Origin of the sequence: Bradyrhizobium sp. 132 (genome assembly GCF_023074185.1) — a bacterium.
Taxonomy (GTDB): Bacteria; Pseudomonadota; Alphaproteobacteria; order Rhizobiales; family Xanthobacteraceae; genus Bradyrhizobium.
The window spans coordinates 25024-44680 of sequence record NZ_JADPKY010000132.1 but is presented as its reverse complement, the minus strand read 5'-3'; the positions used below and the strand labels follow the sequence as shown (position 1 = coordinate 44680).

Below are 19657 nucleotides of genomic sequence, written 5' to 3'. Positions count from 1 at the left end.
GGGGAATGCACCCGTGAACGCCCAACAGCCGTCGCAGACCGTCCGCGCCAACGGCATCGACATTTGTTACGAGATTTTCGGCAACGATAATGCCGAGCCGCTGCTGCTGATCATGGGGTTAGGCGCCCAGATGATCCATTGGGACGATGCGTTCTGCGAGCAGCTCGCTGGGCATGGCTTTCGCGTGATCCGCTTCGACAATCGCGACATCGGCAAGTCGAGCCATCTCACTGGCGGCAAGCGCCTGACGCCGCTCGAGCTGTTGAAGCTCCGCTTCCTCAGGATTCCCGTTGCCGCCACCTACAGGCTGATCGACATGGCCAAGGACACGATCGGGCTGATGGATGCGCTCGGCATCAAGTCGGCGCATCTGGTCGGCGCCTCAATGGGTGGCATGATCGCGCAGGAGGTGACGCTGTCGTTTTCCGAGCGCGTGCGGTCGCTGACGTCGATCATGTCGACAACAGGTAATCCGCGCGTCCCACCACCGACGCGCGAGGCCGCCGCGATGCTGATGGCGCCGCCGCCGCGCAGCAAGGAGGAGTTCATCGTGCGCTACGGCCAGACCTGGAACGTGTTGCGGGCCGGGTCCTTTCCGGAGGAAGAGGCGCTCGATCCCGGTCGTGCCGAACGCGTGTTCGCGCGCGGGCTCAATCCGGCCGGCGTCGGCCGGCAGCTCCGCGCGGTGCTTGCCTCCGGCAGCCGCAAGGAGCGACTGCATGGCGTCAAGACGCCGACACTCGTCATCCATGGCACCGTCGATCCGCTGGTCCGCCCCGAGGGCGGCAAGGATACGGCAGAGTCAATTCCTGGCGCAAAGCTGTTGATGATCGACGGCATGGGCCACGCGCTGCCGATGCGCTTCTGGCCGGAGATCATCGGCGCCATCGACAAGCATGCACATGGCGCGGCGACGCGGGCAGCATAGACCCGACGCATACGGTCTCCTCGCGGTGAGCTTCCGAAAGTTCATCGGCTTCCTGCGCGAGAAATTCCCCAACTCCCACAGCGACATCAAGCGCAGCTTCGTGGATGGCGACTACGTCATCCTGCACGTTCACGCGGTTCGCGAGCCCGGCACCATGGGCAACGCGGTCGTCGACATCTTCAAGCTGGAGAACGGCAAGATCGTCGAACACTGGGACGTCGTTCAGGCTATTCCCGAGACTCCCGCGAACAGCAACACGATGTTCTGACGGATCGAACTGGTAGCTGCGCAGGCGGCCTAATTCTTCTTCGCGATCCAGATCACGTGGCGTGCGCCGCCGCCTCTGCCGGTGGCGCGGATGTTGACCTCGTTGACGTCGAAGCCGGCGCTGCCAAGCCGCTTGGTGAAGGCCGGGTTGGGTCCGGACGACCAGACGGCGAGCACACCTCCCGGCCGCAGCGCGGTTCTGGTCGCCTTCAACCCACCCGCATTATAGAGCGCATTATTGCCCTTCCGGGTCAGCCCTTCCGGTCCGTTGTCGACGTCGAGGAGAATGGCGTCGAAGGCCGACCGCTGTGCCCGGATGATTTCGCCGACGTCGGTCTCCCGGATGCTCACCCTGGGATCATCGAGACTGTCGCCGAACACCTCAGCCATCGGACCGCGTGCCCAGGTGACCACCGCCGGCACGAGCTCGGAGACCACGATCTTCGCCTTAGCCGCGAGCACGGTGAGCGCCGCACGCAGCGTAAAACCCATCCCCAGTCCGCCGATAAGGACGACCGGCTTTGCCACCGTCTCGATCTGCTTCGCCGCAAGCGTCGCGAGCGCGGCTTCCGAGCCCGACAGGCGGTTGTTCATCAACTCGTTGGTGCCGAGCTTGATGGAGAACTCCTTGCCTCGCCGCATCAGGCGAAGCTCTTCATCGGAGCCGGGGATTTTGGCGGTGTCGATCTTTTCCCAGGGAATCATGCGAGAGCTTTAGCACGATCGGACGAACAATCACCCACCCGCCCAGACGTCGAGCACATAGCGGTTCTTCGCGCCCATGTCGTCGATCCAGCGCGCAGCCGTGGCGGCATCGCTGCCGCTCTTCTCACGATGGATCGCGACCAGCGCCGCTTTCACGTCGGGCTCCATCTTGCCGCCGTCGCCGCAGACATAGACGGTCGCGCCCTGCACGATCAGCGGCCAGACCTTGTCCCTCTGCGCGACGAGGACGTGCTGGACATAGGTCTTCAGTCCATCCGCGCGCGAGAACGCCGTGAACAGCTCGGTGATGCCGCTTGCGGCCAGCGCCTTCAGCTCGTCCGCGTAGAGAAAATCCTGATCGGGATGGCGGCAGCCGAAGAACAGCAGGGACGGGCCGAGGGCGCTGCCCTTCGCCTTGCGCGCGGCGCGCTCCTGGAGGAAGCCGCGGAACGGCGCAAGCCCCGTGCCTGGTCCGATCATGATGATCGGCACGGATGGATCATCCGGGAGCCGGAAGCCGGCCTTGGTCTCACGCACCGTTGCATAGATCGCATCGCCCGCGCGTCGATTTGCGAGATAGTTCGAGCAGATGCCCTTGTAGGTTCCGCGCCCCGACGCCGCCGGCCCTTCGACCACGCCGATCGTGACGCTGCAACGCGCCGGATCGACCGACGGCGAAGACGAGATCGAGTAATAGCGCGGCGCCAGCAGCGAGAGCATTTCCAGATAGACATGGAACGGCAATTCGCAAGCCGGATGTTCGAGCAGCAGGTCGAACACCGATTTTCGTCTTGCCAGAATCTCGCTGCGATAACGCTCAAGCGGCTCGGCCTCCTCGCCAACGAAGGCCAGCAGTTTTGGTTTCGTGACGGGGCAACGCGTGTGCTCCGCCATGATCTGGATCTGCTTCCGTGTCGCCACTTGCTGGAGCTCGACGAACTCGCTGAGCAGGCGGCCGACCGACACGGCATCGCCGACCGGCAATTGCGCGCGACGGCCTTCGGCGACTTGAAGCCTGATCTGGTCCGCCGGCAGGAAGCCGAAGCGACGGGCGACCGAATCCACCAGCGTCGGATCGTTGCGCGGGACCACACTCAGATGATCGCCGACGCGGTACGAAATGTTGGACGGCAGTTCCACCTCGATATGGCGCGTCGAGCGCTCCGAGGGATTGGTCCCGGTCTTGTTCTGAAGCTCGTCGTTGACCAGCACCTTCATCGCCACCGCGCCGCCCTGGGCGACGATGGTGTTGACGGCGGTCACCGCGACCGGCTCGATCGCGTAGAGCGGATCGTCCTCCGCGGTCCGGGTGAAATTCCAGTCGACACCGAATTCCTTGGTCGCCACCTGGGCGGCCGCCGGGAACCATTTCTGAAACTGGCCGTCGAGATCGCTGCGCGCATCGCCTTCGCCGCGCGGGTAGACCGCGCGCGCGCCATGCGCCGACAATTGCTCGTCGATGAAGCGCGGCACCGATTGATAGGTCGCAGCCCAGTCGCTGTTGCCGCAGCCGAACACGGCGTAGCGCACATTGGCAAACGCATCCTTCGGCAGCTCATCGCCGAGCCATTTGACGAATTGCGCCGCATTGTCAGGCGGCGCGCCGTTATAGGAGGCGCAGATGATCAGCACGCCGCCCTCCTGCGGCAGCTTGCCGACATAGTCGTCGAGAGGCCCGAGATGCACGGCAAAGCCGTTGATCTCGGCAAGGTCGGCCATGCGCGTCGCGAGTTCCTCGGCGGTGCCGAGATTGGAGCCGTAGAGAACCAGCATCGGCGTGTTGTGACCGAGCCGCGCGGTCGGCTGACGCGGTGCCTTCGGTGCCGAAGCGGCCGCGGCGACAGTCCCACCATAAGCGCCGCGCTCGCGATCGGCGCGCGGACGGACCTTGATCTTGAAGCCTTCCGGCTTCATCGTCAGCGTTTCCTTCAGGTGCATCTGGTAGCGCTGGTGGTCGATCAGCTTGAAGCGCTGGAGGATCATGCCGAGCGCGAGCGCGGCCTCGTGCATGGCGAAGCCGCGGCCGATGCACGCCCGCTGGCCGTTGCCGAACGGCTTCCAGGCGTTGATCGGTCGCTTGGCTTCCGCGTCACGGCTGAAATTCTCTGGATCGAAGGCATCCGGGTTCGGACCCCAGACCGAGGGATCGCGATGCAGCGCGGTCACCAGGATGGTGGTGAACGTACCCTTCCGAAGCTTGTACTTGCCGCCGCCGATGGTCTCGTCGTTCAGCGGCGAGATGCCATAGGCCGGCGCCGGCGGCCACAGCCGCAGTGACTCCTTCAAAATCTGCGCGATGTAGGTGAGCTGCGTCACCTGCTGGTAAGTCGGCTTCGCGTTGGCGTCGGGGCCGAGGACGCGATCGACCTCGTCATAGGCCTTCTTGAGAATGTCCGGGTGTTTTAGCAGCGCATAGATCGTGCACGACAACAGGCCGCTGGTGGTCTCGTGGCCTGCGATCAGGAACGTGTTGATCTGGTAACGGATGTTGACGTCGTCGAGCTGCTCGCCGGTCGAGCGGTCGACGCCGGTCATCATCGCAGCCAACATGTCCTTCTTGTCGTCGATCGCATCCGCGTTCTTGCGCCGCTCGGCGATGATCTCGTCCACCATTTTGTTCATGAAGGCGACGTCTTCGCCCATGGTCTTGCGCCGCTTCTGCATCCATATCTGCTCGAACGGCAGGCCGCGCGTCATCATGATGGTTTCGAGCGAGCGCACCAGCGACTCGACGAAAGGATGGTAGTCGCCCCGGTAGAAAGAATTGAAGCGGTACTCGAAGCCGCACAGGCCGATCGTGTCCAATGTCAACGCCGTCATGTCGTGGACGACGTCGATCTCGTCGTCGGCGTTGAGCCGCTCCCATTTGCTGACGAGTTGCTCGGCGATGTCGACCATGCTCGGGTGATAGGACTGCATGGCGCGGTTGCCGAACGGCTGGATCAGGATGTTGTGCGCCTTGCTCCAGTTGGGCTCCCTGGTGTCGGCTGTGAAAAGGCCGTCACCACCGACCGCGCGCACGCGTCGCAACGCGCCGCGTACCGCCTTGTCGAACCGCTTCTCGTCAGACAGCTCGTCAACCAGATCGTGGCCGGAGACGACGACGATCGGCGAGCCCATCATGTCGAGCCAGAAGATCGGGCCTAATTCCTTGGCAAGCCGCGTCAGGTGCTGCACCGGAGCCGCCGAATCCAGCGACAGCATGTTGCCGACCACCGGCTTGGTCGGCGGCTGCGGGATCGGGTCCAGACGGTTCTTCGATGACATCGAAATGTAGTCCCCCTGCCTCAATGTCGTCATTGCGAGCGAAGCGAAGCAATCCAGAAATATATCCGCGGAGACAGCCTGGATTGCTTCGTCGCTCCGCTCCTCGCAATGACGAGTTCGCAATGACCAGTTAGCCGAACCGCCTTCTACGCCATTCGATCAATTTGGCGCTGACCTCTTCCGGCTTCTCCTGCTGCGTCCAATGGCCGCTGTCCTTCACCAGATATTTCTCGAGATCACCGATCAGCTTCTCCATGCCATCCGCCGCCGACGGCGGCAGCACGGCATCGTTCTCCGCCATGATCATCAATGACGGCACATGCACGTGATGATCGAGCTCCTTCGACCGCTCCCAATTGCGCGTAAAATTGCGATACCAATTGATGCCGCCGGTGAAGCCGGTTCTTGTAAACGTATCGACGAAGATTTTCTTCTCGTCGGCCGACAGGATCGGCGTGCGCGGATCGTGCTTTGCGTCATAGGCCGCGATCATCTGCGGAAAGGCGAGATTGGTCTTTGACGAGGCACCAACGCCCGCGATCGGCGTCTCAGCCGGTTTCGCCTCCGGCCGCGCCAAAGGCTTGCGCATGAAGGCGTCAAAGGTCTGCTCGACGCGGCTGCCAAAGATCTTGTCCGGTTCGCGCGCAGGATCCTGGAATTGGACGATGTACATCTGATCGCCGAAGCGCTGGCGGAACAGCGCGATCGGATCGATCGGCGCACGGTCCCAATGCGGCGTGTTGACGCCGACCACACCGGCCACGCGCGATGGATGCCGCAGCGGCATCTGCCAGACAACGAAGCCGCCCCAGTCGTGGCCGACGAAGATCGCCTTATCGATGTTCAGATGATCGAGCAGCCCGACGAGATCGCCGGTCAAATGCTCCATGTCGTAGTCTTCGACAGGCTCGGGCCGGTCGCTCGCACCATAGCCGCGCTGGTCCGGCGCGATCACCCGGATGCCGGCCTCGCTCAGCGCCTTGATCTGGTGGCGCCAGGAGAAAGCAAGCTCGGGCCAGCCGTGGCACAGCACGATCGGCTTGTCATCGGCCGGACCCGCCTCGTAATAGCCCATGCGGATTCCGTTCGTCTGCGCGAACTTGAGCGGCGGCATTTCAATCATCGACACATTCCTACTCCGCGGCGCCCTTGATGTCGGCCACCGGGGATGCATAGGCCGCTTCGAGTGCGGCAAACTCCTCCGGCAGCATGTCGCACATCACCTGCACATGCGGAATGATGTTGGCGCCGACGATGAAGCCGAAATCGAGCTGGTCGCGATAGCTCTGCACAGTGATGTTGAGAGCCTGTCCATGGGTCGAGATTGATACCGGGAAGATGTGCAACAACTCGGCGCCCGCGGCGTAGAGCGTTTGCCGCGGCCCCGGTACGTTGGACACCGTGATGTTGGCGGCCGGCGGCAACACATCCGAGAGGTTCGAGCGGCTGTAGACCAGTGCCAGAATCTGCATCATCATCGGCGCGCCCAGCATCGAGATGTTGGATATCTGCGGCATCAGCGCCCGCAGCGGATGCGACATCTCCTTGGACTTGGTCGATTGCGCGATAATGGCTTCCAGCCGCGCCTTGGGATCCTCGATGTTGGTCGCGATCGAGCAGATCATGCCGAACACCTGGTTGTTGGCCTCGGTGTTGCCCTCTTCACGCAAGGAGATCGGCACCGCCGCGGTCAGCGATTTCGCCGGCAGGGTGCTGTGCTCCTTCAGGTAGCGCCGGACCACACCGGAAGCGAGCGCCAGCACCACGTCGTTGAGCTTGCCGCCGGCCTGCTTGGCCAGCGCCTTGGATCGCGACAGCGAGATCGAGACGCCGGCGAAGCTGCGCTCGGACGAGATCGATTTGTTGAGCATGGTCGGCGGCGACACCATGCTGGCGAGACTCTCGCGCGACTTCGGATCGGAAATCTTGCCGAGCACCTCGGAGACGCTCTTGACCATGGTCGGGATGTTGCCGGCGAAGCGCACCGCGCTCTCGATCTGGTACATCGCATTGTCGAACAGGATCGAGCCGATGTCGCTCTTGCCGGTGCGCGGCAGTTGCAAATTCTTCGCGGCCGCCGATGCATCGAGCGGCTGGGTGATGAACTGCTGATAGGAATCGAGCAGGTTCGCGGCGATGTCGCGCGGCTCCGGTCCGGGCTTGGCTCCTGCAGTCGGCGGATCGACCTTGCGGGGGGTCGGCGAGATGTCGTAGATCATGTTGGTGAGCGCCGCACCGGCGCCGCCGTCAATGGCGGCATGATGCATCTTGGAATAAAGCCCGACCTCGTTGTCCTTCATGCCCTCGAACACGTAGAACTCCCAGAGCGGGCGGGCGCGGTTCAAGAGCTTGGCGTGCATCCAGCCGACGATGCGCTCGAGCGTGGCGCGATCGCGCGGCTGCGGCAGGCTGGCCCGGAAGATGTGACGGTCGATGTCGAACTGATCGTCCTCGACCCAGGAAGGATGATCGATGTCGAGCGGCGCCTTCTCCAGCCGCGCCTTGAGGATCGGCGCGATGTGCAGGCGCGAGACGATCATTGCCTTGAAGTCTTCGAAGAAGTCGCCTTTGTAGTCGTCCGGCAGGCGAAAGATGGCCATGCTGCCGACATGCATCGGCATTTCCGGCGTTTCCAGATAAAGAAATGATGCGTCCAGCGACGACAGCTTCTTACCGTCAGCCATAATTCCCTCCCGAGTATTTGACGGGCGCCTTAGCGGCACTTCTCGTCAGGCCGATACTGCCTGTTCCGGCGGGGCATATGCAATGGCAAACGGCCCCGCCCGGTCAAATGGCGAGAACTCCCCCTCCGGTTGCGCAAGACGGTCCGCCACGACCCAAAGCGCTGCGGGATTCACCCCGAGCCCGATATGGCTCGCCAGGTGCACCTCGATGTTCTCGGCGCGGTCGGAGGGACGTAGCAGGCAGGTCCGCCAGTTCACGATGCCGTCGGCACGCGAATAGACCGAGGTTGCCGGCACCGGCAGATCGCCGGCGATCGCCTCGCGCAGCTCGGCGAAATCCTCCACCCGTTCGCCGGACATCATCTCGTAGAGCCGCGTCGCATTGGTCGCTCGTATGTCATTGGCAAAAGGGCTGCCGAGCGTGATGACATTGCGGACCATGTCGGGCGCCTGGAGCGCGAGATCGCGCGCATAGACGCCGCCGAGACTCCATCCAACCAGACTGACCTTGCGTCCGCTCGCAGCATGGATTGCAGCGAGACGGGCGCGCAGCAAATCCCGCATCCGTCCCAGCCCGCCGAGGTTGCGCCCCATCCGCCAGGCATGTGCCTCATAGCCGAGCGCACCGAGATAGCGCCGCATCGGCGCCATCGAGAAGTCGCTGGCGAGAAAGCCCGGCAGCGCCAGTACTGGATGGCCATCGCCTTTCGGCGCACGCATCAGAACCGGCGACAACAGCAGGCTGGCATTGAATTCGAATAACCCACGGGCTTCGGCGAGCAGCAGACCAAGGCCCGGCGGATGAAGCCGGCCTGAGGACTGCGGCCCGTCCGGGACGGGCGGCATTATTTCTTCTTGTCGCCGCTGCGCGTGCCGCCGAGACCGGCCATGGTGACGAACATGTCCTGAAACCGCTCCGCGATCTTGGGATCGAAGGTGAACCAGCTCTGGATCAGCGATTCCGGCGAAACCTTATCGATGTTGGACATCATCTGCTGCTGCAACTTGTCCATCACCGCGGCCTGCATCGGCATCACGTCGGGTAGTCCGAAGAACTGACGGGCTTCCAGGGGGGTGCAGTCGATTTCGATATTAACTTTCATATCCCCTCCAGATGAGATTCGAGCGGCTTCATATAGTATCGCCGCGACACGGTGTGCAACGCAAGCGACCTGAGGCACGCGGCTAGGCGCCGGCTTCCGCGTTCGATGGATATGGTCAATCAAAATCGGCCCCTCGTCCCCCGATTGTCGGTCAGCATTGCTGCACAGCGGTGCAACTTGGCGCGTTCCTTGCTGCAATGGCGCTTGCACGGGTCGAGAACTCTGGGCAACATGGATTGGGACGCCCGCCGAACAATCAAAAATCACGGCGCGGCAGAGTTGAGAGGGTCAAGAATGTCAGTCGGTCGAACTCTGTTTGCGGCGACGCTCGCCGGTATGCTTGCGTTGACGATGTCGCCAGCGTCGAGCCAGACGCTGCGCTATGCCAACCAGGGCGACCTGAAGTCGCTTGATCCCTACTCGCTGAACGAGTCCACCACCCACGCCCATCTCGGTCACGTCTATCAGGGCCTCACCGCGCGCGACAAGGACCTCAAGATCATTCCGGCGCTGGCGGAGAGCTGGGAAACTCCGGAGCCGACCCGGTGGCGCTTCCATTTGCGAAAGGGCGTAAAATTCCACAACGGCGACCCCTTCACCGCCGACGACGTGCTGTTCTCCGCCGATCGTGTCCGAAACAAAAACTCGAACATGCAGACCCGCCTGGCGCCTGACGTCAAGGTCGTCAAGGTCGACGACTACACGGTCGATTTCGTCCTGCCCTCGCCCAATCCCATCCTGCATTCGGCGTGGGACGTCTGGTACATCATGGACAAGAAGTGGGCTGAGGAGAACAAGGCCGTCGAGCCGACCCCGGTGTCCGCGACCTCGCCGAGCTACGCCTCGCTGCACGAGAACGGTACCGGTCCCTTCATCATCGAGAGCCATCAGCCCGGCGTGAAGACCGTGTTCAAGGCCAACCCCAATTACTGGGGCAAGATGGAAGGCAACCTGAAGGAGATCATCTTCACCCCGATCGCCTCCGACGCCACCCGCGTCGCTGCGCTGCTTTCGGGCGAGGTCGACGTCATCGAGCCGGTGCCGATCCAGGACATTGCCCGCGTCGATGCGAGCCCGAATGCCCAGGTGCTGAAGGCGCCGGAGCTTCGCACCATCTTCATCGGATTCGACACGGTTCGCGACGAGCTGCTCTATTCCAACATCAAGGGCAAGAACCCGTTCAAGGACGTCAAGGTCCGGGAGGCGTTCTACAAGGCGATCGATATCGAGCTGATCAAGACGCGCGTGATGCGGGGACTGTCGACACCGTCGGCACTGATGATCGCGCCCGAACTGTTCGCACTGTCCAAGGAGTTCACGCGGCCAAAATTCGATCCTGACGGCGCCAAGAAACTCCTGACCGAGGCCGGCTACCCCGACGGCTTCGAGGTCACGATGGATTGTCCGAACGACCGCTACGTCAACGATGCCGCGATCTGCCAGGCCGTCGTCGGCATGCTTGCCCGCATCGGCGTCAAGATCAATCTGCTGGCACAGCCCAAGGCGCAGTACTTCGCCAAGGTGCTGAAGCAGGGTGGTTACCAGACCTCGTTCTTCATGCTGGGCTGGACGCCGAGCACGATGGATTCCCACAATGTGCTGAACGACATCATGGGATGCCGCGACGATGCGAAATCCTCGCGGGGCGAAGCCAATCTTGGTGGCTATTGCAACAAGGAATTCGACGCCATCACCGACAAGGTGCTGGTCGAAACCGACACCACCAAACGCAATCAGCTGATCAAGCAGGCGTATGAGATCAGCATCAAGGACTGGGCCTATATTCCGCTGCACCAGCAGGCGCTGGCCTGGGGCGTATCGAAAAAGGTCAACCTGCCGCAGCGCGCCGACAATCTGGTCATGTTCCACTGGGCGACCAAGAAGGAATAGCGTCAGTCGAACACGAGGTCCCGGAAGCGTCAGGCTACCGGGACCTTTCTTTTTCCGGCCGACAAAGACGTCGGCCAGACGCACACTCAAGGAAAGTGGAAGGCATGCTCGCTTTCACTCTTCGCCGCGCCGTTCAGGCGATCGGCGTCATGTTCGCCGTCGGCATCATCGCGTTCTCGATGTTCCGCTTCGCCGGCGACCCCATCAACCAGATCGTCTCGCTCGATACGCCGGCGGCCGAACGCGCAGCCGTGCGCAAATCGCTGGGCCTCGATGATCCCGTGCCGGTGCAGTTCGTGCGCTATTTCGCCGATGCCGCGCAATTCAAGTTCGGCGTCTCCTATCAGTTCCGCCAGCCGGTCTCGACGCTGTTGATGGAGCGTATGCCCGCCACCCTGGAACTTGCGATCTGCGCGACCGTATTTGCAATGGTATCCGGCATCCTGATGGGCGTCTATTCTGCGCTCAGGCGCGACACCGTGCTCGCCAAATTATTCCAGGCGGTTTCGCTGATCGGCATCTCGCTTCCGACGTTCCTGATCGGCATCCTTCTGATCTATCTGTTCGCGGTGACGTTGGGTTGGTTGCCCTCGTTCGGCCGCGGCGAGGTCGTCAAGCTGGGCTGGTGGACCACGGGCTTGCTCACATTGTCGGGCCTGAAGGCGCTGATCATGCCCTCGATCACGCTCGGCCTGTTCCAGATGACCCTGATCATGCGGCTGGTGCGCGCGGAGATGCTCGAAGTGCTTCGGACCGATTATATTCGTTTTGCCCGCGCCCGTGGGCTGACAACCCGTGCCATTCATTTCGGCCACGCGCTGAAGAACACGCTGATTCCCGTGATCACGGTAGCCGGACTGCAGTTTGGCTCGGTTATTGCATTTTCGATCATCACCGAAACCGTGTTCCAATGGCCCGGCATGGGACTTCTGTTCGTGCAGGCCGTGCAAAACGTCGATATCCCGATTATGGCCGCCTACCTGCTGATGGTCTCGCTGATCTTCGTCACCATCAATCTGGTGGTCGACATCCTCTACACGGTCGTCGATCCGCGCCTGCGCGCGACCGTCGGCCGTGCCACATAAGGCAGTCCGCATGTCCGAAGTGGTCGTCTCCAATCCCGACAAGCCGAGCACGCTGCGGACGCATGCTGCCCGTAGCTGGCTCAGCCGTGCACTCGACAGCGACATCTTCTATTCGTTTCGCCGCTCCAAGCTGACCATGGTGGCGGCGGCCATTACCGTGCTGTTCTTCCTGCTCGCAATCTTTGCCTCCGCGCTCGCGGTGCAGGACCCGTTCGATCCGGCGCAGCTCCAATTGATGAATTCCCGGATCTCACCGCTCTGGACCGCCGACGGCCAGAGCCCGTTCCTGCTCGGCACCGACGAGCAGGGCCGCGACGTGTTCTCCGCCATTCTCTACGGGCTGCGCATCTCGCTCGCCGTCGGCGTGGCCGGCGTAATCTTCGCCGGCGCGCTCGGAATCGCGCTCGGTCTGATCGCCGGCTATTTCGGGGGCGCGGTCGACGGCGTGATCATGCGGATCGCCGACGTGCAACTCACTTTCCCCGCCATCCTGATCGCGCTGCTGGTCAACGGCATCGCGAAATCGATCCTCGGCAACCGGCTGGATGCAACCAGCATGCTGATCGTGCTGGTGATCTCGATCGGCCTGAGTTTCTGGGTCGGGTATGCCCGGACGGTGCGCGGTTCCGTGATGGTCGAGAAGAACAAGGATTACGTGGCTGCCGCGCAATTGATCGGCCTTCCCGCACCAAAGATCATGTTCCGTCATGTGCTGCCAAACACAATGGGGCCGATCCTGGTCATCGCCACGATCAACCTCGCGCTCGCCATCATTACCGAGGCGACACTGTCCTTCCTCGGCGTCGGCCTGCCCGACACAATGCCCTCGCTCGGCACGTTGATCCGCATCGGCAACAACTACCTGTTCGCGGGCGAATGGTGGATCGTGGCCTTTCCCGGTATCGCGCTCGCTGCCTTGATCCTGTCGATCAACCTGCTCGGCGACTGGCTGCGCGACGCGCTAAACCCGAAGCTGCGATGAGCAAAACTTTGATGAGCAAGATTTGGATGAGCAATACTTGGATGAGAGCGTCTCGCTCATGACCGAACCCATCCTCTCCGTGCGCAATCTTCAGGTGGAGTTCGCCTCCCGCCGGGGCACGCTACGCGCCATCGACGGCGTCTCCTTCGATATCGCTAAGGGCGAGGTGCTGGGCGTGGTCGGCGAGTCCGGCGCCGGCAAATCGGTCACCGGGCTCGCGGTGATCGGCCTGATCGATCCGCCGGGCCGCATCGCCGGCGGCGAGATTCGTCTTGCGGGCCTGCGCATCGACAATCTGCCGCCAGAAGAGCTGCGCCGTATCAGGGGAAAACGGATCGGCATGATCTTCCAGGACCCCCTCACATCGCTCAATCCGCTCTACCGCGTCGGCGACCAACTCATCGAGACGATCAAAACCCATCTGAACCTGTCCGAAACCGCCGCACGCCGCCGCGCCATCGACCTACTCGCCGAAGTCGGAATCCCCGCGCCCGAAAAGCGCATCGACGGCTATCCCCACGAATTCTCCGGCGGCATGCGCCAGCGGGTGGTGATTGCGCTGGCGATTTGCGCCGAGCCGGAGCTGATCATCGCGGACGAGCCGACCACCGCCCTCGACGTCTCCGTGCAGGCGCAGATCATCTCGCTCATCAAGCGCCTCGGACGCGACCACGGCACGGCCGTGATGCTGGTGACCCACGACATGGGCGTCATCGCGGAGGCGTCCGACCGTGTCGCGGTGATGTATGCCGGCCGCGTCGCCGAGATCGGCCCGGTGCAGGACGTCGTGAGAAATCCGCTGCATCCCTATGCCAAGGGCCTGATGGGCGCGATCCCCACGCTTGCCGGCGACGACAAACGCCTGGTCCAGATCCCCGGCTCCATGCCGCGCCTGTCGGCGATCCCGCGCGGCTGCTCGTTCAATCCACGCTGCGCATTCGCATTCGATCGGTGTCGCGTGGAGAGGCCGGAGCCGCTGCCGCGCGGCACGCAATCCGTTGCCTGCCACCTCTATGACAACGTGCCGGCGGAGAGCGCTGCATGAGCACTCCCTTCGTCCAGGCCACAAGTTTGCGGCGCGTCTTCGACGTCTCGAAGCCCTGGCTCAACCGCGTGCTCGAGGGCGGCCATCTCGAATATCTCAAGGCCGTCGACGGCGTCACCTTCGACATCAGGAAGGGCGAGACTTTTGCACTGGTCGGAGAGTCCGGCTCGGGCAAGACCACGGTGGCGCGGATGGTCGTCGGCCTGCTGCCGCCGAGCTCCGGCAACGTCCTGATCGACGGCGTCTCGATGACCGACCCGCGGCAGGCGCCGGCTCGGCGAAAGCTGCGCCGCCGCATCCAGATGATCTTTCAGGATCCCTATGCGAGCCTGAACCCGCGCTTCCGGGTCGACGCCATCATCTCCGAGCCGATCCGCGCTTTCGACCTGATCCAGGGCGAGCGCGACATCCAGGCGCGCGTCGGAGAGCTTCTCAGCCTTGTCGGCCTGCATCCCGACGACAGATTGAAGTTTCCGCACGAATTCTCGGGCGGCCAGCGCCAGCGCATCGCGATCGCGCGGGCACTCGCCTCCGACGCGGAGTTCATCGTCTGCGACGAGCCGACCTCGGCGCTCGACGTCTCCGTGCAGGCGCAGATCCTGAACCTGATGCGCGACCTCCAGGACAAGTTCGGCCTGACCTACATGTTCATCAGCCACAACCTCGCCGTGGTCCGCCACATGGCGAGCCGCGTCGGCGTGATGTATCTCGGACGCATCGTCGAGATCGCAGAGGGGCGCGAGCTGTTCGCCCGTCCACGCATGCCCTACACCAAGATGCTGCTGGGTGCCGTGCCTGATCTCGCCATGAGCGGCCGCCAGCGCATTCCGGTGAAGGGCGAGATCCCGAACCCGATCAACCCGCCCCCCGGCTGCGCCTTCAACCCCCGTTGCCCGCTGGCGTTCGATCTCTGTCGCAAGGAGGCCCCGGAACTGATCGACGGGGTCGCCTGCCACGCCGTCAACACCGCTTCGGTCCCGGCGTGACGCGCGCGTGCCATGCAGCCTGCGCATTTGGCGGCGGCTTGGCCCTGTGATCAATTGCGCGCGCCGCAAATGAGGTAGTCCATGGCCAGCAATGTCAATCCCGATCCTTTCACGACGCGCCCCGAGATCGAGGGCACCTTCGGGGTCGTCGCGACCACGCACTGGATCGCGACCGCCGTCGGCATGGCCATCCTGGAAAAGGGCGGCAACGCCTTCGACGCCGGGGCCGCCACCGCTTTCACGCTCCAGGTGGTCGAGCCGCATCTGAACGGTCCCGGCGGCGACGTGCCGATCATCGTGCACGACGTCAAGCGCGGTCGCACCGAGGTGATCTGCGGCCAGGGTCCGGCACCGGCCCGCGCCACCATCGCGCATTACAAGAGCGAAGGCCTCGACATGGTGCCCGGCACCGGCCTGCTCGCGGCGTGCGTCCCCGGCACCTTCGAATCCTGGATGATGCTGCTGCGTGACTATGGGACGATGCGCGTGCGCGACGTGCTGGAGCCTGCGATCTCTTATGCGCGCGACGGCTATCCTCTGGTCGAGCGCGCCTGCGCCACGATCCAGATTGTCGAGCAATTGTTCCGCAAGCACTGGCCGACGTCGGCCGCCGTCTATCTCCCGAACGGCGAAGTGCCAAAACCCGGCACACTCTTCACCAACAAGACACTTGCGGCGACCTACGCACGGATTCTGAGCGAAGCCGAAAGCGACGGCGGCGACCGCGACGCCGAGATCGAGCGCGCCCGAAAGGCGTGGTCGCATGGCTTTGTGGCGGAAGCCGTCGACAAATTCTGCCGCACCCAGGAGGTGATGGACGTCAGCGGCTCGCCGCATCGCGGTGTGCTGTCGGCCGATGACATGGCGCGCTGGCAGCCCACGGTCGAGGCCCCGCTCACCTACGATTATGGCCGCTACACTGTCTGCAAGGCCGGAGTCTGGAGCCAGGGTCCGGTGACGCTGCAGCAACTCGCGCTGCTCAAGGGCTTTGCGCTCGATGGGCTCGATCCGACCGGACCTGAGTTCATCCATCTCCAGATCGAATGCGCCAAGCTCGCCTTTGCCGACCGCGAGAAATTCTACGGCGACCCCAAGTTCAGCGATATCCCGATCGCGACGCTGTTGTCGGACGCCTATAACGACGAACGACGCAAGCTCGTCACCGACAAGGCTTCGCTCGACTTCCTCCCCGGCTCGATCGAGGGCTTTGGCGGCGTGGTCAAGTTGCGCCGTGCCGAGGGGCAGCGCGAGGCGGTCGGCGCGCTCGGCGCCGGCGAGCCGACAGTGGGGCGTTTTGGCGAGGTGCGCGGCGACACCGTGCATTTCGACATCATCGACAAGGCCGGCAACATGGTGTCGTCGACGCCGTCGGGCGGCTGGCTGCAATCCTCTCCGATCATTCCGGAGCTCGGCTTCTGCCTCGGCAGCCGCGCCCAGATGTTCTGGCTGGAGGAGGACCACCCCGCGGCGCTCGCGCCCGGCAAGCGACCGCGCACCACACTCTCACCCACCATGGCATTGCGTGACGGCGAGCCTTACCTGGCTTGGGGCTCGCCCGGCGGCGACCAGCAGGATCAGTGGATCACGCAGTTTTTCCTGCGGCACGTCCATTGCAACCTCAATCTCCAGGAAGCCATCGATGCGCCGGCCTGGCATTCCGAGCACTTTCCGATCTCGTTCTGGCCGCGCACCGCGCGCCCCGGCGTGCTCGTGGTCGAGAACCGCGTGCCGAAGGCGACGATCGAGAATCTTCGCGAACGCGGACATATCGTCGAAGTCGGATCGGACTGGTCGGAAGGCCGCCTCACCGCCGCCTCCCGCGTCGGTGTACGACGGCGCGCCGCCGCCAATCCGCGCGGCATGCAGGGCTACGCCGCAGGGCGCTAAAGGGCAGCATATGACCTGGTCGATCATCGCGCGAGATTCCGCCACCGGTCAGTTCGGCATCGCCGTTGCCACGCGCTTCTTCGCCGTCGGCGCGCGTGTCCCTTATATCGCTGCCGGTCTCGGCGCCATCGCGACGCAGGCCTTCGTCAATCCCTATTACGGCATCGACGGCGTCAAGCTGTTGCGTGAGGGTCTCAATGCGCACGACGTGCTGGCCGCCCTGCTCGCGACCGACGATGGCCGCGAGAGCCGCCAGATCCACATCATGGATGCGAGCGGCGAGATCGCGGCGCATACCGGGCGCGACTGCGTCGACTGGTGCGGGCACCTCGCGGGCAGCGGCTTTTCGATCGCCGGCAACATGCTCGCGGGCGCCGACGTGCTCGACGAGACCGCAAGAACCTATATCGCCAATGACAGCCTGCCCTTCCCGCGCCGCTTGCTCGCCGCGATGCGCGCGGGCGAGGCCGCCGGCGGGGACAAACGCGGCAAGCAGTCCGCGGCGCTCCTGATCCATGGCGAGGAGGAATGGCCGGTCCTGGACGTACGTGCCGACGATCATCCCGATCCGCTCGGCGAACTCGAACGGCTCGAACAAGTCAGCCAGGAGCTGTGGGTTCACTTTCGCGACTCGATGCCAACGCGGCAGAACCCGGCAGGCAACACCGATCGCAGCGTCATCGACGCCAGCATCGCCGCAGCGCGCGCAAAACGGTCATGAACGCGAGCCCCCTCATCGAGATCAGGGATCTCCGCATCCGTTTTCACGGCGACGACGGCCGCATCACCCACGCGGTCGACAGCGTCGATCTCAGCGTCGCCAATGGCGCGACGCTCGGCCTCGTCGGCGAATCCGGCTGCGGCAAGAGCGTGACCTCGCTGGCGATCATGGGCCTGCTGCCGAAACAGAGCGCGGAGATCTCAGGCGCGATCCGTTTTGACGGCTTCGATCTGTTGCAGGTACCAGACCAGATATTGCGGGACCTCCGCGGCAACCGGCTCGCGATGATCTTTCAGGAGCCGATGACCTCGCTCAATCCGAGCTTCACCATCGGCGACCAGATCATCGAGACGATTCTGCGCCACCGCGGCGGCTCACGCCGCAGCGCGCGCGACCGGACAATCGAACTGCTGCGTCGCGTTCACATTCCCTCGCCCGAGCGGCGGATCGACGAATATCCGCACAAGCTCTCCGGCGGCATGCGCCAACGCGTCATGATCGCGATGGCGCTCGCCTGCGACCCGCGGCTGCTGATCGCGGACGAACCGACCACCGCGCTCGACGTCACCTTGCAGGCGCAGATCCTCGAGTTGATGCGGGAGTTGAAGGCGGCGAGCGGCGCCGCGATCATCCTGATCACCCACGATCTCGGCGTAGTCGCCGAAGTCTGCGATGAGGTCGCCGTCATGTATGCCGGCGAGATCGTCGAACGCGCGCCGGTCGACGAATTGTTCTCGGCGCCGCAGCATCCCTACACCGTCGGCCTGCTCGGCTCGATCCCGCGGCTGGACCATCGCGCCGAACAGCTTGCCACGATCGAGGGCATGGTCCCGAACATGATGCATCCCCCCGCGGGCTGTCGTTTCGCCGCGCGCTGCCCTTTCGTGCTGGACGCCTGCACCAAGGCACTGCCGCCGCTCGTCGAAGCGAGCCCCGGCCACCTCTCGCGCTGTATCCGCGCGCCGCTCGAGCGCCTGGTGTCCTGATGGCGCTGCTCGAGGTCGAAGGCCTGGTCAAGCATTTCGTCGCCGAGCGCTCGCTGTTCGGCCGGGCGCTGGCGCATGTCAAAGCGGTTGATGGCGTTTCCTTCTCGCTGGAGGCCGGCAAGACGCTGGCGCTGGTCGGCGAATCCGGCTGCGGCAAATCCACTGTCAGCCGCCTGGTGCTGCGGCTGATCGAGCCGGATGCAGGCACAATCCGCTTCGAAGGCCGCGATCTCCTCTCCCTTGACGCCGGCGCGCTGCGCGCCTTCCGCCGCGAGGCGCAGATCATTTTCCAGGATCCCTACGCCTCGCTCAACCCACGCATGACGGTCGGCCAGATCCTGACCGAGCCGCTGGCGCTGCATGATCTCGTGCCGGCGGCACAGCGGCGCGAGCGCGTCGAGGAGATCTTGCGGCTGGTCGGGCTGGAGCCGCGGCTGGCCCGGCGTTACCCGCACGAATTCTCCGGCGGCCAGCGACAGCGCATCGCGATTGCCCGCGCGCTCGCGGTCGAGCCAAAACTGATCATCTGTGATGAGCCGGTCTCGGCGCTCGACGTCTCGATTCGCTCGCAGATCCTCAATCTGCTGCGCGAACTCCAGGACCGGCTCGGCCTCGCCTACATTTTCGTCTCGCATGACCTCGCCGTGGTCAAGCACATCGCCGACCATGTGGCGGTGATGAATCTCGGCCAGATCGTCGAGACGGCGGCGGCGGACGCGCTGTTCGCTGCACCCCGCCATCCCTATAGCCGGGCGCTATTGTCCGCGATCCCCGTGCCTAAACCGCGGGCAAAGCGCAGCCGGATCGTGCTTGAGGGAGAGATCCCCAGCGCGCTGAATCCGCCGTCGGGATGCCGCTTCCACACCCGCTGCCCCTATGTGGTCGAGCGCTGCCGCAGCGAAATGCCACAGCTGCTGCCGGATGGCATCGGACATGCAACGGCGTGCCACCGAACGTCGGAACTGCCGTCGTCCGAGGCGATCGTCCCGTCCGACGGCGGCTTCTCGCCGGTTCTTGAAAAATTGGTCGCCGCCTTCAGCGGCGGCCCGGAAGCAGCACGCGCCGGCGGGGTTAGTTCATTGAGGACCGACCCGGCCTAGCCGTCAAACAGAGGGTGAGAG

General features: G+C 63.9%; 16 protein-coding genes and 1 pseudogene. 11 read left to right on the top strand and 6 right to left on the bottom strand.

From position 1 onward, the window contains the following. Positions 1–13: 13 nt before the first annotated feature. Positions 14–928 carry an alpha/beta hydrolase gene (locus IVA74_RS28215; RefSeq protein ID WP_247349713.1) on the top strand — a complete coding sequence of 305 codons (915 nt, stop codon included), beginning with the start codon at positions 14–16 and terminating at the stop codon, positions 926–928. A gap of 31 nt (positions 929–959) precedes the next feature. Then, a pseudogene (locus tag IVA74_RS28210) lies at positions 960–1196 on the top strand (ester cyclase); the annotation flags it as partial. A 29-nt stretch (positions 1197–1225) separates the two neighbouring features. Here IVA74_RS28210 and IVA74_RS28205 read toward each other — a convergent pair. The 6 genes from IVA74_RS28205 to IVA74_RS28180 all read right to left on the bottom strand — a co-directional run bounded on the left by IVA74_RS28205 (position 1226) and on the right by IVA74_RS28180 (position 8954). Next, positions 1226–1900 carry a spermidine synthase gene (locus IVA74_RS28205; protein ID WP_247349712.1) on the bottom strand — a complete coding sequence of 225 codons (675 nt, stop codon included), beginning with the start codon at positions 1898–1900 and terminating at the stop codon, positions 1226–1228. A 30-nt stretch (positions 1901–1930) separates the two neighbouring features. After that, entirely contained in the window at positions 1931–5167 is a 3237-nt protein-coding gene (locus IVA74_RS28200) for a cytochrome P450 (protein ID WP_247349711.1), read from the bottom strand. A gap of 130 nt (positions 5168–5297) precedes the next feature. Next, the gene (locus IVA74_RS28195; protein ID WP_247350237.1) at positions 5298–6290 is read right to left on the bottom strand and encodes an alpha/beta hydrolase; all 993 of its coding nucleotides are present in this window, start codon (positions 6288–6290) and stop codon (positions 5298–5300) included. A gap of 10 nt (positions 6291–6300) precedes the next feature. Then, positions 6301–7851: a wax ester/triacylglycerol synthase family O-acyltransferase gene (locus IVA74_RS28190; RefSeq protein WP_247349710.1), complete on the bottom strand. Its 1551-nt coding sequence runs from the start codon at positions 7849–7851 to the stop codon at positions 6301–6303. A 45-nt stretch (positions 7852–7896) separates the two neighbouring features. Next, on the bottom strand, positions 7897–8697 hold the full coding sequence (locus tag IVA74_RS28185) for an alpha/beta hydrolase (protein WP_247349709.1): 801 nt from the start codon (positions 8695–8697) through the stop codon (positions 7897–7899). Beyond that, on the bottom strand, positions 8697–8954 hold the full coding sequence (locus tag IVA74_RS28180; protein WP_247349707.1) for a DUF6489 family protein: 258 nt from the start codon (positions 8952–8954) through the stop codon (positions 8697–8699). Before IVA74_RS28180 ends, IVA74_RS28185 begins: the two co-directional genes overlap by 1 nt. A 294-nt stretch (positions 8955–9248) precedes the next feature. Between IVA74_RS28180 and IVA74_RS28175 the strand changes: the two genes are divergently transcribed. The 9 genes from IVA74_RS28175 (at position 9249) to IVA74_RS28135 (ending at position 19636) form a co-directional block, all read left to right on the top strand. Further along, a complete protein-coding gene (locus IVA74_RS28175) occupies positions 9249–10844 on the top strand; it encodes an ABC transporter substrate-binding protein (protein ID WP_247349706.1) in 1596 nt (531 codons plus the stop codon). A gap of 104 nt (positions 10845–10948) precedes the next feature. Further along, positions 10949–11929, top strand: coding sequence for an ABC transporter permease (locus IVA74_RS28170; RefSeq protein ID WP_247349705.1), 981 nt, complete (start codon positions 10949–10951; stop codon positions 11927–11929). Positions 11930–11939: 10 nt separating this feature from the next. Further along, positions 11940–12911: an ABC transporter permease gene (locus IVA74_RS28165; protein ID WP_247349704.1), complete on the top strand. Its 972-nt coding sequence runs from the start codon at positions 11940–11942 to the stop codon at positions 12909–12911. 58 nt (positions 12912–12969) lie between these two features. Then, complete coding sequence (locus tag IVA74_RS28160; RefSeq protein WP_247349703.1) at positions 12970–13956, top strand: ABC transporter ATP-binding protein; 987 nt, start codon at positions 12970–12972, stop codon at positions 13954–13956. Next, the gene (locus tag IVA74_RS28155) at positions 13953–14942 is read left to right on the top strand and encodes an oligopeptide/dipeptide ABC transporter ATP-binding protein (RefSeq protein ID WP_247349702.1); all 990 of its coding nucleotides are present in this window, start codon (positions 13953–13955) and stop codon (positions 14940–14942) included. The genes IVA74_RS28160 and IVA74_RS28155 overlap by 4 nt, the downstream gene beginning before the upstream one ends. 81 nt (positions 14943–15023) lie before the next feature. Further along, positions 15024–16829 carry a gamma-glutamyltransferase family protein gene (locus IVA74_RS28150; protein ID WP_247349701.1) on the top strand — a complete coding sequence of 602 codons (1806 nt, stop codon included), beginning with the start codon at positions 15024–15026 and terminating at the stop codon, positions 16827–16829. A gap of 10 nt (positions 16830–16839) precedes the next feature. After that, positions 16840–17550: a DUF1028 domain-containing protein gene (locus IVA74_RS28145; protein WP_247349700.1), complete on the top strand. Its 711-nt coding sequence runs from the start codon at positions 16840–16842 to the stop codon at positions 17548–17550. Next, positions 17547–18536, top strand: coding sequence for an ABC transporter ATP-binding protein (locus IVA74_RS28140; RefSeq protein ID WP_247349699.1), 990 nt, complete (start codon positions 17547–17549; stop codon positions 18534–18536). Before IVA74_RS28145 ends, IVA74_RS28140 begins: the two co-directional genes overlap by 4 nt. Continuing rightward, positions 18536–19636 (top strand): dipeptide ABC transporter ATP-binding protein, encoded by a 1101-nt coding sequence (locus IVA74_RS28135; protein WP_247349698.1) that lies wholly within the window; start codon positions 18536–18538, stop codon positions 19634–19636. The genes IVA74_RS28140 and IVA74_RS28135 overlap by 1 nt, the downstream gene beginning before the upstream one ends. Positions 19637–19657 lie beyond the last annotated feature (21 nt).